The sequence below is a fragment of the Terriglobales bacterium genome, from assembly GCA_035487355.1.
In the GTDB taxonomy this organism is placed as follows: domain Bacteria; phylum Acidobacteriota; class Terriglobia; order Terriglobales; family Acidobacteriaceae; genus QIAW01.
Genome location: DATHMF010000022.1, coordinates 28,930 through 42,756, shown reverse-complemented (window position 1 = coordinate 42,756; position 13,827 = coordinate 28,930). Strand labels below are relative to the sequence as shown.

Here is a 13,827-nt window from a genome sequence, read left to right as displayed (position 1 = left end):
AGCAAATTTAGTGGCCACTTTTGGGGTGGAACTCAACCAAGTTCCGCCCCAACTTATTTCATCCCGGCATACCGGGATTGAAAATCAGGAGATTTTGAAAATGAAAAAGGTTCTTGCAGCACTCGCAATTGTATTTGCGCTCTCACTGTCGGCTTTTGGGCAAGGAGAGCCAAGCCGCGCTCCCGGACGCGCGTTCGTGACCGCCTACAATCACTGGGCTGTGCAAGTGGCCAGCGGAAATGCAGCCACTGGTACACAAACCATCCAGCTCAAGCAGGGAATGGTCAACCTTACCGATGGGCGATCCATCAATCCGTTCAATGTCAATGCTCCCATCACAATTGACATCGGAGCCAACCAAGAAACGGTCACACCCACTTCGGTTTCCGGGTGTGGGAGCGCGGCAATCCCTGGACAACTCCCAACCTGCGCCATCACCGCAAGCTTTTCATTTCTGCATGGTCCGGGGACGTTTGTCACCTCCGGGACCTTTGGCCTACAGGAAGCCATCAACGACTGCGCGAGTCCGGTGCAGCCGACTAAGTGTGGCATGGTGACAGTGGCAGGGGACTTCAACGGAACTGACACAACACTCTTCAACTCTGTTCTCTCTCCCACCTTCAGTTCTGGAGCGACACTTCCGGGAGCAATTGCTGCCACGGTGACCATTGAAGACTTGCGTAGCTTCCCGCCGCGCTACTGGGCGCCTGAACCTTCGGCGGTCATCTTGATTGCCGCACCAGCCGCGCCAACCCTAGGCGTTGTGACCGGAGGTTTGAGTTCGGGCGCATACAAGGGAACGGAAGCCTATGTAGATTGCCGAGGCGGCATAAGCCTTGATTCAGCAGAATCGGCTGCCACTGCCACCACGACAGGGGTAACTTTTCCATCGCCGGCGGCAACGGCTGGAGCTTGTGGATGGTTGCCCCGGCTGAGTACGGCGGGCGGCAGCGGCAATGAAATCCTGGCTGCCTCTCCGCTGACTTCTGCTAATTGCCCCCTGTCAACACTCCTGCCCGCTTCTTCAATTCCAGCGTGTGCGATTGGAGCAACCGCTACCATAACTGCAGCCAACCCATCAAACACAGCTAAACCGAGCGTCGAATCCAATGCCTTTGTGAGCTATACTCCGCAGCCCTTCAGCGGTGCCTTTCCCGCGCCTTTCGTCCAGAACTACCCGTTTGGCATCTTTGTGGCGACGGCAACGCTGAATGCTTCCAATGCTGATGCTGCTCAGATCGGTCCTATCCCGGCTGGATACTTTAACAAGCTGGGCGCTTCCTGGGATCTCTGCATTAAGGGCGCGACAGCAACGCAGGCAGCGGGGTCCCTATTAACCGTAAACGTTAACATAGCTAATGAATATGCGCAGTCCCCGGTTACGGTTTCTACGCTTGCTTTCCCAACGCAAACACAGGCCGCTGCAGGAACGTTTGAAGGCTGCGTTACATTGCAGACTTCAACGACTGGGTCCAGCGGTAAGTTCTGGGCATCAACCCCTGACGGGCCGTGGGTCAACTTCCTGAACACAGTCCCTGCTACTCAAGTAGTGACCGCCGATGCTTCCGCAGCGGCATCTTCAGCGGTCAACCTGACTAAGCAGATTTACCTTTCAGTGAACCTGCAGGCAGCCAACGCAAATAACATCACAGGCCCGATTATTAACTCGGTGTCTATTACTCCAAGGCAATAAACGAAAATGGAAGCTCCCAAGTGGGTGGCTGAACGGCTTTTGCTGGTTGGTGGCAAGAACCGCTTCGGCGACCCTAATTATCGAACATCCTGGTCAAGTACTCGCACGGAAATTGTTGGAGGCGAGTGGGAGGACTACAGCGAAAGCGGGATTTGGATCCGGACTGTGATCGAAACACGTCGCGTGCCCAAGTATTGGACACATCCTGATCGCTGGATCGTAGAAAAGTGGCTGCCACCGGAAGAATATGGCTCTCCTGAGAGCTGGCATCAGCAGACGACGGAGTATCTCCGTGGACAAGCTGTTGCCCAGCTCGGGCCGTACCCGGAGCGCGGAGATTATGAACTCGCTTTTGTAGTGGAAGACCACAATGGCAACTTTGTGCCGCTGACAGAGCCGATTGTAGAAGGAATCGTCAGATGCATTGAGGCCAGCCGCAATTTTTCAGCCGCGCAAAGGAAGGCGGCACTCTTCCGTCGGGAAGAAAAAAAACAGGAAACCATTCAGAAGGAAAACCTCGATATAGTTTCCGATGCTATGTTGCCGTTCCATGGAGCGAACGGCCAGGTTGTCTTGACCGGTTTCAAAGACTTGCCCGACGGCAAGGCTAATAATCCTCAGTTGTCTGTGACTAATCCTCAGCACTGAGATCTGAAAAACTGAGCCAGGAGGATTTGTGGCAATTTCCATAGATGAATTACGGGCAAAATTTCACAAAGCTGTACGCGATGGCAACATCCTAGCAGCAGAGGAATTAGCGAAACAACTTAACAGCCAGCCTTCACATGAAGATGCTTTTATCTGCAACATTACGGAAAAGACATGGGGGCCTATCAATATGTGGCACTATATGGCTCCTGTCGTAATCCACGGGAAAAAGCCAAGTGACGGCTACAGCATTACGCGCATCACTCCACATACGGACCACATTGACCTTGGGGAAGGCAAAACGCTGCCAGTTTTCATCCCTGCGCGCGAGACCGCGGAGGACATTTGCAGAATTTTTAATAATGACATCGGTGAACACAGCTATTCTGGATTCTTCGTCATTGAAAACGGTGAGACACCCACAGAACATGAAGTGGAGAGCGCGAGAGGGAAGCTAGAAGAGTTTTACAAACGCCTAGTCAATGTAGCCGATCAAGAATGGGACCGAGGATTGAAAGTTAACATCAGCGATTTGCACCGTTCGGCTGGACGATATTTCAAGCTCAACAAACCTTGGCTCCCCGACCTGCGACTGAAGAAAGAATGCCCCGTGTGCGCGGAGAGTATCCCGGCAAGTGCAGCCAGATGCAAGGGATGCGGAGCGATTCTCGATCAAGAGCTGGCAGCAAAATATGGGCTGGTTAAGCCTAAAATTCAGTCACAATCCGCGGGATCGTTGCTCCAAGCTGAGCTTGAGTCGGAACCTGTCCTTGCAGGGAAACAAGAAGTGGCTCGCGGGAAGCAACATAGATAGAGCTCTTACATCGAGCATGAATCCGTCGCATGTCCCCATAACGCTGTTCCAATTGTGATCACAAAGTAAAGAAAAGAATAAATGCCATCCATTGTTGTTCCATTCGGACAATTCGATAATGCCGGAACCATAGCTACACATGCCCAAGCTTTGCTGAATGACCAAGGCGCAAACCTTTACGTTGCAGTTGCGATGGGAACGCAGGCAGCCGGGCAGATCAACCTTATCCCATATATGAACGTGGCCTACCGCAAAATTCAACGGTCGCTGGCAAACATTGGCTCGACGGTGTTCACAGAAGACGATGTGTACGCGATCATCCCAGCGATGACAGCGGTGGACCCGTCGGCAGTGGTGACGTACCAACCGCCAGGAGACCTGCTGAACCCACTCAAGTTATGGGAGCGGCAGAGCGGCAGCTCGGACGACTTTGTCGAGATGATTGACATGACCGAACGTGGCGGGCTGCCCTCGCAGATGCAAGGACCAGCACTTGGATTCTGGGAATGGAGAGTTGACGCAATCTATTTTATCGGGGCCACGCAAGACAGGCAAATAAGATTGCGCTACCAGAAACAGTTACCCGACCTGATAGATAGTACAAGCCCGGTACTGATTCGTAGTTGCAGAAATGCGCTTACGTTCTTCACTGCGGCGCTGGCTTCGCAGTCGAGAGGGTCTCCACTGGCAAGAGATTGGGACGCAGCAGGGCAAGACGCACTTAACGCGATCCTTTCCCGTGATATTCGCAGCCGACAGCGTTCGCCTGTGCGCCGGAGACCATACAGTAGCCGACAGACTCCAGCATTCTGGTATTGAGAGGTAATGCTGAGTGTCAGGCATGTTTTCAGCATGACAAATTAAGGAGAAAACAATGGCAGTTACGATCACGCTCACATCCAACAATATAGATGCCAGCGCAAACAATTTTGTTTATGCAATCGCAACTTTGAGTTTTTCAGGAAGTTATTCTACAGGAGGTGATACGCTCGATTTTTCAACTGTAGCCTCGGTTGTGCCCAGCGACCTGCCTCCCATAAATGTCATCGCGGATTCAAATGGAGGCCCGGGAACCTTCGGGTTCTCGGGCGGGTACTTCCAGATTGTTGCAGGAAACACACTGAAGACGTGGCTCATAAAGTTCATTCAGGCAGGCGGCAGCGAACTCGGCGCCGGCGCTTACCCCTCAACTGTCCTCACGGATTCTATCTTCCTGAACATCACTTACCGCAAGCTTCTCTAAAAGCAGTACTTCTTTAAAAGCAACTATTAGAACTCGCACTAAGTGCTGAGAGACCTACAACTTTGAAATCGAGGGCTGAGTAACAATGTCGGTTGCCGGATACATTGACGTTCCCCTTGAAGTATTCTCTGGGTTGGTTACTGACCTTTCGCCCTCAGAGCTTCCAGCGGGAGTGTCCCCAGACTGCCAGGATGTAGCTTTTGAACTGGCAGGAGCGGTAAAAACTCGCCCAGGGTTGCTAGCGAAGGTCACTGGCCTAGGGCCTAATGTTAACTACATAAAGACGTACATTCCACAACCGGGTACGGTGAAAACCCTAACCTTCGACTCTGCGGGGCAGCTCGCGCAGGAGACGGCGGACGGGGTTGTTTCGTTGGCTTCACCCTCGCTCATGACCGCGAGCTCTTATTGCAAAAGCACTTCGCAGTTTGCCAGTGCCACCAGCCAATTCGCTAAAGAGTGGCTGGCATTCAGCGATGGCAAGTTTGGGACAGATATTCCGCGATTGTTCGATAACGTCAACCTGGATAGGGTAAGCCAAGCAGGTCCGGGAGCAGCGATTACAGCGGTAGAGTCGGGCGCTGCGGGGAATATACCGGCTGGGGTGCACAAAGTTTCTGTCTTCTTTGTTGACCGGCAAGGCTACTGGACTCAACCCTCGCCGCCGACAACTTGGACCGCCAGCGGAGGGAAGAAAGTCACGCTCACGAATGTCTGGACCGGGCCTGCGAATATTCAGGCAAGGATTGTTTGCTTTACGGCTGCCGGGCAGTCGAGCTTCTTCTTCACCAACGGCCAAAATGGCCTGCCGCAAATGGAGATTTTCGACAATAACCCTGCCAACACAGGTCCTTTGGATTTCGACTTCACTGATGCCCAGTTGCAATCAGGAACCTCGGTGGATTACCTATTCCGCCTGCTCGAGCTGGGGGAATGTGCTGGCGTTATTGACTACAACGGGCGGCTTATCTGGTGGGGAGAGCGAAACAAAGTCAACAACTTCCTCAACCTGACGTTTGATGGCGGATTCAATGGCAATGTTCCCTTGGGATGGACATTAGATGGCACATTTGGCACGGGGGGCTCACAGGAGAGAACCAACGTGGTTTGGGGCTCTGCCTATAACATGCTAGGGAATGGTAATGCGGCGGTCGGGCTTATCTTCCAGAGCGCCTATCAAGACATCAATGGAGTTCCCATTCTTCGCCCCAATGTCGGGTATTCGGTACGGGCCAGGGTGCGACTGTCGGGAAGTCCGGGGCTAGGAGCATCATTCAAGATTGACCTTGCCAGCTCAACTGTCAACACAACTGGAATGTTGCTGGCTTCCAGCCAAGTCACATCCAGTTACCAGGAATTTACCGCAGTGCTGGGAACGGCGGCGCAACTCGCCACCATCCCTTCTGATCTAGTGATGCGGGTGTTTACCACTGGCACGCCGAATAACGGCGCCGGCTTCATCGTGGACAACATCGAAGTCTATCCCACAAACCAGCCCTACAACGACAGCACTTTGAGGGTGAGCCGGGTCTTTGACCCGGAAAGCTATGACGGAGTTAATGGAGTCATCTCAGTCACACCTAACAACGGGCAGAGAATTACTTCTGTCTTCAAGATCAAAGAGCGGCTGTTTATTGTGAAAGAGAGAAGCCTGTATGTCACCCAGGACACGGGTAATAGCGAGCCGGCGCAGTGGACGGTGACCGAGGTCAGCAACAAGATCGGAACGCCATCTATTAACGGAGTTTCGGTCGGTGAGGACTGGGCCATCCTCGCAGACCGAAGCGGGGCCTATTTGACGGATGGCGGCGAACCGCGAAAGTTGAGTCAGGAGATACAGCCGACATGGGATGCCATCAATGACAATGCCTTACAGACAATCTGGACGGCGGTGGAGACGCGCACGCGCCGGATGTATTTCGGAGTTCCCACTATGGCCAATATTACGGGCAGCGGGGCATCTCGCAGCAGCAATGTGGTAACCATTACCACATCCGCGGCGCACAGCTTCAGCGTCGGCGGAGCAGTAACGATTGCTGGGGTAAGCGATCCCAGCTTCAACAGCACTTTTGTCATTTCTACAATTCCGAGTTCCACGACTTTCACTTATACGCAGGTCGCTGGCAACGCCTCGAGCGGTAATGGAACAGCAGCGTTCGCAACTCCCAATAAGATTTACACGTTAGATTACCGGGGAATGAATTCAGCGGCAGAAATTGCCGACGGGCATGCGGTACAGCTTTTCATTTATACGGGAACATTGCGGGCTCTATCTAAAGCCCGGCGTTGGGCTCCATGGAACGTAACATCAAATTCCGGGGCTGTTATAGAGCGCTTTGACGGTACTGCACAGATGGCGATTGGGAATGGAGCCGGGAACGGGAAGCTTTACCTGCTCTCGGACACGCAATTTACAGATGACGGCGCAGCTATCAACAGCTATTACACCACCTATTTTTTCCTGACGCATGAGCAAGAGGCCCAGTTCAGGATCACACCCCATAGAAAACTTGTTCCCTATCTTACGATGTTTGTCGAGGGCAGCGGGACACTGGCGATCTCGGCGTTTGCCAACAGCCTCCTGACCACAGCACAGGCCATACCTAGTCTCACTTTATCCAATCCAGCAACGCGCGATTTGGAGCGCCCCATCAGTGTGCTCAGTGAAAGAATTGCGTTCAGATTTGGAACGAACGTCGTAGGTTCATGGTTCAAGATGCAGAAATTTATTCCTGCATTTGTGCAAGACCCAGCGGGCCCGGTGAGGGGGGCCTAGATGCTAAGCAACCGATGGAACCAGGTAAAGGACCCTGAAGCCAAAGAGAGCCTTCGTCTGATCGAACAGGCCATCAATCAGCTCGGCAACGCTATTGGGATTGATCCTTTCCCGAGCCAACAGAATTTAGTTGCAAAAGCTGGTAATCCTATCTTTGCTCCGCAGCCGCCCTCGGCTTTTTCGGTCACTCAGGTCAGTGGAGGAGTTCTTGTTTCCATCACGTCCAATTCAGCAAACATCAAACCGGTGAATTATTTTGTGGAATCTTCGGCTACGGCGGATTTTGCCAGCGCAACCGTTTACCCGTTGGGCATTCTGCAGGCCGCTACTATCAACATCGGCACGGCAACATTGTATTGGCGGTGCCGTTGCCAAGCGTTCACTTCGCAATTCAGCGGTTATCTCCCCTTTGGTGCGCCGACGGCTGTAACGGGAGGGTCTTCAGCGCTGGGCAGTACCACGGGAAGCGGAGCCGTGGTTCTGCAGACCGGCCCAACGATCGTTACACCCACTATCAGCGGCAACGAGACCGTTACGGGAGATTTACTGCTCAATGGAAAGATCAAGAACCAAGCGGGCACCACCATCATGGGTGTCACGCAAAAGACCGGGAGCGGAACCGGCAACTACTCAACCACATTGGCAGCGTTCACCGACATTGATGGAACGAATCTATCATTCACAACGGTCGTTCCTGTTGGATGGAAAGCTCTCATAACATTTAGTTGCAGTTGCTCACTGAGCGCCACTACGAATGCCAACTTCGCCATTACTGATGCAGGTGCAGGGTTGATGACACAGGGTCTGACCGGGACCACCATCCAGATCATATCGTTCCATATCCTCTTTACCGGCGACGGAGCATCGCACACCTTCAAGATGCAATACAACGTCGCTGGAGGCAATACCCTGACGGTTTTCAACAGTGCCGCAACGCTAGCTCCGGTTCTGACTGTGCTTCTCATGCCCTCAAATTAACATGAAAATCCGCCACGCCACAGCCGAAGACGCCAGAGCTTTAAAGGCCATACACGCGCAGATGGGCATTGACTACCAGCTTCCCGAATTGGAAAAGATGGCGAGCGCAATTGTCTTTGAAGATGACAGTGGAACGGTGCGCATGGCAATTCTGCTGAGACCAACGGTGGAAGCTTACATGCTGGTGGATCGGGAAGATAAGGTTTCCGCGCGAGAGCGATGGTCGCGTTTTTTGTGCATCCACAAGGCCGCATTGCAGGATGCGGCTGCCAAGGGGATCGAAGATGGCTATGCATTCCCGCCTCCACATCTAGACAAATCATTTGGCCGTAAGCTGAAACGGCTAGGATGGTTTCGGCCATGGCCAGCCTGGAACAAGATTGTAAAAAAGGAGGACAACCCTGATGAAAATCTATAACAAACTGGTGATCTCGATGATCACAGGCGAAGTTCTGGAAGAGGACTCTAACGACTATTCCGGACCGATCGCCTGGGCACGCGGTGGCGAGACCTCATCGCAAAAGCAGGCGTCTGCTGCTGCTGAAGCTGAGCGGGAAAAACAGGACGCTTACAATCAGCAGCTCTTCACCCAGCAGCAAGCGGACCGCGCAAGGCTGCTGCCGCAATACCAGAGCATTTACGACACGCCGATGTCGGCAGAGGAGAGAGGCGCGGGATTGGCAACTGCGGGCGGTCCATTCGACGCGGCGCAAACCGTTGCTGAACATCGCGCCGGTGTCACCGGCAACTATTCTGGGCTCGGTGAAAATGAGGACCAGCTCGCACGCAGCCGCTCACAAGCACTGTCACAAGAGCGAGGGCAACAAGACGCAACGTCGATGGGGAGGAAGATCGCCGCGCTGCAGGGCATGAGCCAACTGTACGGGATAGACGCGCAGACAATGGCGCGGTTGATGGGAATCCCGGTTGAGTACCTGAACACGCAGGCGGGAATTGCGAACGAAGCAGCGCGTAACCCAAGCTTCCTCGACCAGCTCGCGCTGACCACATTGAGCGCCGCGGGAGGGATTGGCGCGGCATACGCGAAGAAATAGGAGTCTGACATGGCACCACTCTACGGTTTTCCCGATGACCTCTGGCAACAGATGCTGAGCCGCATTGGCCCTGGTCTGCCAACCATCCAACAACAACTTCCGCAGCGGCGGACTTTGGGAATGCCGCCGCGCAACGCACCGGCGCCGATCAACGTACCGCCGTCTCGCGGGCCGATGCGCGGGCCGATTCAAGATGCGACAGCTCCCAATGTGCCGTTGCCTGGCTCGCCGCAAGTGGATTCCGTAGTCGCCGGCATGAAAGACCTCTACGGAATAAATCCGGCAATGGCTAACGCGGTCGCGCGCCGGCAACTCGCTCCCAATACAGGAACGAAGCAAACGGGCGCCGGGCCGATCGGCGCGAATGCCTTCGACACCGCCAACCCGCAAACCACGGCAGCGTTCAACGCAGCCAACCAGCGGCTGAGCGGCATGGAGCAAAAGGGACCTCCGCAGTATCACGGTTTCAAAAAATTCTTCGACACGCTGGCGCGACTGACACCGTACGGGAACCTGGTCGAAGGTGCAGCCGGCATCGGAACCACGGGATACCGGGACCGCCTAGCGCACGCTAAAGAGGACGTGGACCGCCTGGGACAACAACTCAATCATGACTCTGTGCGCCGATATCAGACGCGGCAACCGACACAAGATAGTCAGGCAACACCAGCCGGCTGGAGTCTTCAACCAAATGATGATGCTCAGCGGGACGAGGACACCGACCATCAGGATAACGAAGACGAGCAGAATCTCCCATACCAGGGTCCTACCGACGGAATGGGACTGGGGACGTACGATTCTCCACAAAACTCAATCATCTCTGCTCTGAACCCTGTCCAGGCCTCGCTCAAGAAAAAAGCTCAAGCTCCTCGTGAGCTTTGGACTTTCTACTCCTGAACGCTGACACTCCCAATATTGGTAATCACACATGGCAGGTCAAGTCGTAAAGTTCAATCCGGTGGCAGAGGTGCGGCTACGGTATCCAGGCCTCGTGGGGTCGAATGATCAAACCATCCTGCAGCACTTGAGCGACCCCAATAAGTTTCGCTCCGCCTTTCCGGAATACGGCCATCTCAATGACGCGACTATCCGGCACAATATGGGCCAATATTCGGCCTCGGCACGGCCGGAACAGTTAACGCCTGCGCACAGTCGAGGCCCACGCATTACTCCGGGAATTCAGGACGATCAACGTTACGAAACCATCAAACAGCAGCAATACCGTGGTGTTGCGCCTTCCAAAGACGAACAGATCTGGGCCAAAGCCTATGAGAAGCGCAAGGCCGCTGGCCCCGCGACCAACGCAGTAGAGGCCGCCGAGCATCACGACAAAGGATTACTGGCTCCCGAAATGGGAAGCGGCACCATTCAGCCGGGCACGCTAGGAAGTGGCGGCTCGGGCATGGCGGACACCAGGTTGGGAGGCTCAGGCACCCGGGCGGGTGCGAACTTGTTGCGAGTCAACCCTGCCTGGCAGGTCGGCGGCACGGGAACGACAGCAGGAAACACGCAACCTCTGCTGCCAAACGCTCCCTCTTCGCTCTCCCGTCCGGCGGGTTACAGCCCCGCTCTGTCCGGGCGGCCACAGCTCTCCGTGGGAACCTATGGTAACAGCAGGCTGCTGACTCAGAACGCTATTCCGACGCCCTCAGCGCGACCAACGGTGCCGAACGACCGGGACTATGTGGAATCTATACAGCGGCAAGGGGCACTGCAAGGGATGGCTGGGTTGTATGGAATCGACCCTGTGCGGTTTGCCGAGATTGCTGGCGTAGCAATCCCGACGAGCGCAGTTCCTGGTGGGCCAATGGGTCAAAACATCAATCCGCAATGGAGTCAGTATAGTTATAGTGGATTACCGATTCATTCAGCCGGCTCACTGGGATTAAGCAACCAAACCGCCCCAAACAAAATGGTGGCTCCGATCCAGCAATTGCGGGACGGTGATCAGAGCGGGCAGGTTCCGAAAAAGGGTGCGACTTCAGTTCAACACACGACCGAACACCGGAAGACACATCGCCAACCGCCGTCGAATCTGCCCACTACTGTTCCGCAGCAACAGGCTGACCCGAAAGACGTGGAGGCGCAAATAGCCGCTGAAGCAAAGAAATATGGAATTCCGCTTGACATCGCTTTGGCTGTAGCGGACCAAGAGAGCTCCTTCAACATCAACATGGTGAATCCGCTCAGCTACGATTATGGATTAATGCAAGTCAACTGGACATACTTCCCCACTGCGGAAAAGCTGCAAGCAAAGCAGAAAAAAATAGCCGAGATGAGAAAATCCGGCAAGGCAGAGCACCAGATAAGAGAGCAAATGCTTAAAGAAGAACCCTTGAAGGATGAAAACGGAGTCGGCATCGAAATTGATCAAAAACGTGTACTGAGCGACTGGAAGTACAATCTACACATCGGCATGGCCATTCTTCGAGACAACTATCGGTTTGCGAAGAAGCATGCTAAGCCTCCTACTCCCGAGAATATCGTTCGCCTTACATATGCCCGTTATAATTCCGCAAGTTGGAAGCAATACGAGGAAATCCAGTCAGAAATTTACAGAAACGTGTACTGGTTTGTAGAAAAATATAATAAATACACTCAACACCCGATCACACTGAAAGCCCCTCTGTACCGTCCTCATAAAGCTCCAAGATCGTCCCACCGACATGCCCAGCATCCTACTGAACCGCTTCATAAGCGTTGAGACCAAAGGACGAGAACTAGGGAAACTAGATTTTGATGTCATTTTATAGCTTCTTCCCAGCGCGAATACCCTCATCTGAGAGTTCAGTATGCATACCGAGTTCTACAAAACGATTGCCCTCCCAGTGCAAAGTGAAGACATCCATGGCTGACACACAGCATTTTGCATCTCCAGGAAGAGGATGGCCGCTGCGCACAATCAGCCTTCTTGACTTTTCGTTGAAGGATAAATAAGGCTTGCTGGTAACAAAATCATTGTCCCACTCGAGCTGCTCGATCGTCATCAAGTGATGGGCTGTTAATTCAAAGACTTGCGCTATCCCTTCCACCGTGGAACTCCCGTACCCGCCCTGCAAGGTATATGAAACTATTGCATACTGCCGGTCACCATTCTCGGATGGCAAGTAGTGAATAGCATTGAGGTGTACGGATTGAAATCCTCCGTGTCTGTATCGGATGAAACGTTTGCCGTGCTCAATCTTCATTGTCGCGTTTGGGTTTCCATTAGCATTAAAGACATGCATGGCGAGATCTTGGAAATTGACATCTTGGATTCGCTCATATTGACCCCGGAATGCGTAATGTATAGAGAAATTGTTCAAAAAGGGTCCAATGTCGGCAGCATATGGTACAGAGTTCGATTGCATCGAAGACCGGGAGCGCGCAAGCGTGGAAGGCGGGAAAAGGGTACAAAGGCTCAACAAAAAAGATATGGCCAGGCGGCCCGGCAGAAAAGAGCTTGTACTAGTAGGCTCGAAAGTGGGGACTTTCATCATTGCGTACCAATTCCGTCGGTAAGCGGCTCGAAAAGCTTTCAGTAGGCAGTGCCGACTTTATTTTAAAGCAACTTTCTCTTAATGCAAGCATTTCGGGATGCCAGCCAAGCGGTCGCGAAGCACTAGGCAATTACGGATCGAGTTTCTTTCCCATGCGGATTCCATAGTCAGAAAGTTCGGGGTGCATGCCGGGATTAACGAAAGCACTCCCATTCCAGTTGAAAGTGACCACATCCATCGCCGATACACAGCAGTGCGCGTCTTGTGGAAGATAATGGGCAGCACGAATAACCAATGTGTGGGATTCTTCATTGAAAGATATGTAGGGCTTGCTAGTGTCAAACTCCTTATCCCACTCAAGCTGCTGGATTGCCGCCAAACGATGTTTGTAGAGTTCAAAGACTTGCGCTATTCCACCCATAGGCGACCCTCCACTTCCGATAGACCATGTGTACCAAACTACGGCATATTGCCGGTCAGCATCCAGGGAGGGTAAGTATTGAACGGCGTCAAGTTCTACAGCCTCGAATCCCATTTCTCTGTTTCTGACGGAGTACCATCCATCCTTAAGCTTTACTGTGAAATCTGGTTTCCCCTTATCGTTGAAGTAATGAAAGGGGAGATTTAGGAAATCAACGTCCGCTATTCGTTCATAAGGCGTTGGGTAGGCATAGCGGACAGAAACATCATTGACGATATCTTGGTGGGAGCCTGCGAGCGCACAAAACGAGGGAAAGGCACAAAGACACGTCAGAAAAACTAAGACGAAGAGGCTCCGCAGAAAAGAACTTGCATTCGCAGGTTCGAAGGCATGGACTTTCATAACAGCACCGGCCGCGCACAGGCTCGCGGCTGAGAATAATTTCTTTGCCTCCGGCGTTGTGCGCCAAGCTTATTCCGGAACAACTTCTCCAAAAGCGCAACCAATCAAAATACACGGCATTTTGCCCCGTTTTCCAATGGGTTTCTATCAAAAGCAAGGCTTCCACACGCAAATTGCAGAGGACTTGAGAGACAACCACTTCCAAGAGAACAGCCAAGGTAACAACATATGCCCCTCATGCACATGTCAAGCTGCGCCATAACAACCAACGAAACCACAGAAGACAAATTTGGATGGATGCGATCCGCGCTTCTGGTG

The 13,827-nt window shown here is 53.1% G+C and carries 13 protein-coding genes; 11 read left to right on the top strand and 2 right to left on the bottom strand.

Annotation, left to right across the window (positions count from 1 at the left end; translation table 11 throughout):
• The first annotated feature begins 100 nt into the window (after positions 1–100).
• The 11 genes from VK738_04330 to VK738_04280 all read left to right on the top strand — a co-directional run bounded on the left by VK738_04330 (position 101) and on the right by VK738_04280 (position 11,911).
• Positions 101–1,693 (top strand): hypothetical protein, encoded by a 1,593-nt coding sequence (locus tag VK738_04330; protein HTD21855.1) that lies wholly within the window; start codon positions 101–103, stop codon positions 1,691–1,693.
• Between the two features lie 6 nt (positions 1,694–1,699).
• Positions 1,700–2,341: a hypothetical protein gene (locus VK738_04325; GenBank protein ID HTD21854.1), complete on the top strand. Its 642-nt coding sequence runs from the start codon at positions 1,700–1,702 to the stop codon at positions 2,339–2,341.
• Positions 2,342–2,369: 28 nt separating this feature from the next.
• Positions 2,370–3,155 carry a hypothetical protein gene (locus VK738_04320; GenBank protein HTD21853.1) on the top strand — a complete coding sequence of 262 codons (786 nt, stop codon included), beginning with the start codon at positions 2,370–2,372 and terminating at the stop codon, positions 3,153–3,155.
• An 81-nt stretch (positions 3,156–3,236) separates the two neighbouring features.
• Positions 3,237–3,974 (top strand): hypothetical protein, encoded by a 738-nt coding sequence (locus tag VK738_04315; protein HTD21852.1) that lies wholly within the window; start codon positions 3,237–3,239, stop codon positions 3,972–3,974.
• Positions 3,975–4,029: 55 nt separating this feature from the next.
• Positions 4,030–4,398: a hypothetical protein gene (locus tag VK738_04310; GenBank protein HTD21851.1), complete on the top strand. Its 369-nt coding sequence runs from the start codon at positions 4,030–4,032 to the stop codon at positions 4,396–4,398.
• Between the two features lie 85 nt (positions 4,399–4,483).
• Entirely contained in the window at positions 4,484–7,174 is a 2,691-nt protein-coding gene (locus VK738_04305) for a hypothetical protein (protein ID HTD21850.1), read from the top strand.
• The gene (locus VK738_04300) at positions 7,175–8,152 is read left to right on the top strand and encodes a hypothetical protein (GenBank protein ID HTD21849.1); all 978 of its coding nucleotides are present in this window, start codon (positions 7,175–7,177) and stop codon (positions 8,150–8,152) included.
• Position 8,153: 1 nt separating this feature from the next.
• Positions 8,154–8,570 (top strand): hypothetical protein, encoded by a 417-nt coding sequence (locus VK738_04295; protein ID HTD21848.1) that lies wholly within the window; start codon positions 8,154–8,156, stop codon positions 8,568–8,570.
• Positions 8,557–9,207 carry a hypothetical protein gene (locus VK738_04290; protein HTD21847.1) on the top strand — a complete coding sequence of 217 codons (651 nt, stop codon included), beginning with the start codon at positions 8,557–8,559 and terminating at the stop codon, positions 9,205–9,207. Before VK738_04295 ends, VK738_04290 begins: the two co-directional genes overlap by 14 nt.
• A gap of 9 nt (positions 9,208–9,216) precedes the next feature.
• Positions 9,217–10,104 (top strand): hypothetical protein, encoded by an 888-nt coding sequence (locus VK738_04285; protein HTD21846.1) that lies wholly within the window; start codon positions 9,217–9,219, stop codon positions 10,102–10,104.
• 31 nt (positions 10,105–10,135) lie between these two features.
• Positions 10,136–11,911: a transglycosylase SLT domain-containing protein gene (locus VK738_04280; protein HTD21845.1), complete on the top strand. Its 1,776-nt coding sequence runs from the start codon at positions 10,136–10,138 to the stop codon at positions 11,909–11,911.
• Positions 11,912–11,954: 43 nt separating this feature from the next.
• Here the strand turns inward: VK738_04280 and VK738_04275 are convergent, their stop codons facing one another.
• Together VK738_04275 and VK738_04270 are read right to left on the bottom strand one after the other, a co-directional pair.
• Complete coding sequence (locus tag VK738_04275) at positions 11,955–12,395, bottom strand: hypothetical protein (protein HTD21844.1); 441 nt, start codon at positions 12,393–12,395, stop codon at positions 11,955–11,957.
• A 421-nt stretch (positions 12,396–12,816) separates the two neighbouring features.
• Positions 12,817–13,509, bottom strand: coding sequence for a hypothetical protein (locus VK738_04270; GenBank protein ID HTD21843.1), 693 nt, complete (start codon positions 13,507–13,509; stop codon positions 12,817–12,819).
• Positions 13,510–13,827 lie beyond the last annotated feature (318 nt).

Excerpts from the sequence above, each read along its gene's own strand:
- VK738_04330 (HTD21855.1), top strand. The coding sequence starts at position 101 with ATGAAAAAGGTTCTTGCAGCACTCGCAATTGTATTTGCGCTCTCACTG.
- VK738_04325 (HTD21854.1), top strand. The coding sequence starts at position 1,700 with ATGGAAGCTCCCAAGTGGGTGGCTGAACGGCTTTTGCTGGTTGGTGGC.
- VK738_04315 (HTD21852.1), top strand. The coding sequence starts at position 3,237 with ATGCCATCCATTGTTGTTCCATTCGGACAATTCGATAATGCCGGAACC.
- VK738_04310 (HTD21851.1), top strand. The coding sequence starts at position 4,030 with ATGGCAGTTACGATCACGCTCACATCCAACAATATAGATGCCAGCGCA.
- VK738_04305 (HTD21850.1), top strand. The coding sequence starts at position 4,484 with ATGTCGGTTGCCGGATACATTGACGTTCCCCTTGAAGTATTCTCTGGG.
- VK738_04300 (HTD21849.1), top strand. The coding sequence starts at position 7,175 with ATGCTAAGCAACCGATGGAACCAGGTAAAGGACCCTGAAGCCAAAGAG.
- VK738_04295 (HTD21848.1), top strand. The coding sequence starts at position 8,154 with ATGAAAATCCGCCACGCCACAGCCGAAGACGCCAGAGCTTTAAAGGCC.
- VK738_04290 (HTD21847.1), top strand. The coding sequence starts at position 8,557 with ATGAAAATCTATAACAAACTGGTGATCTCGATGATCACAGGCGAAGTT.
- VK738_04285 (HTD21846.1), top strand. The coding sequence starts at position 9,217 with ATGGCACCACTCTACGGTTTTCCCGATGACCTCTGGCAACAGATGCTG.
- VK738_04280 (HTD21845.1), top strand. The coding sequence starts at position 10,136 with ATGGCAGGTCAAGTCGTAAAGTTCAATCCGGTGGCAGAGGTGCGGCTA.
- VK738_04275 (HTD21844.1), bottom strand. The coding sequence starts at position 12,395 with ATGAAGATTGAGCACGGCAAACGTTTCATCCGATACAGACACGGAGGA.
- VK738_04270 (HTD21843.1), bottom strand. The coding sequence starts at position 13,509 with ATGAAAGTCCATGCCTTCGAACCTGCGAATGCAAGTTCTTTTCTGCGG.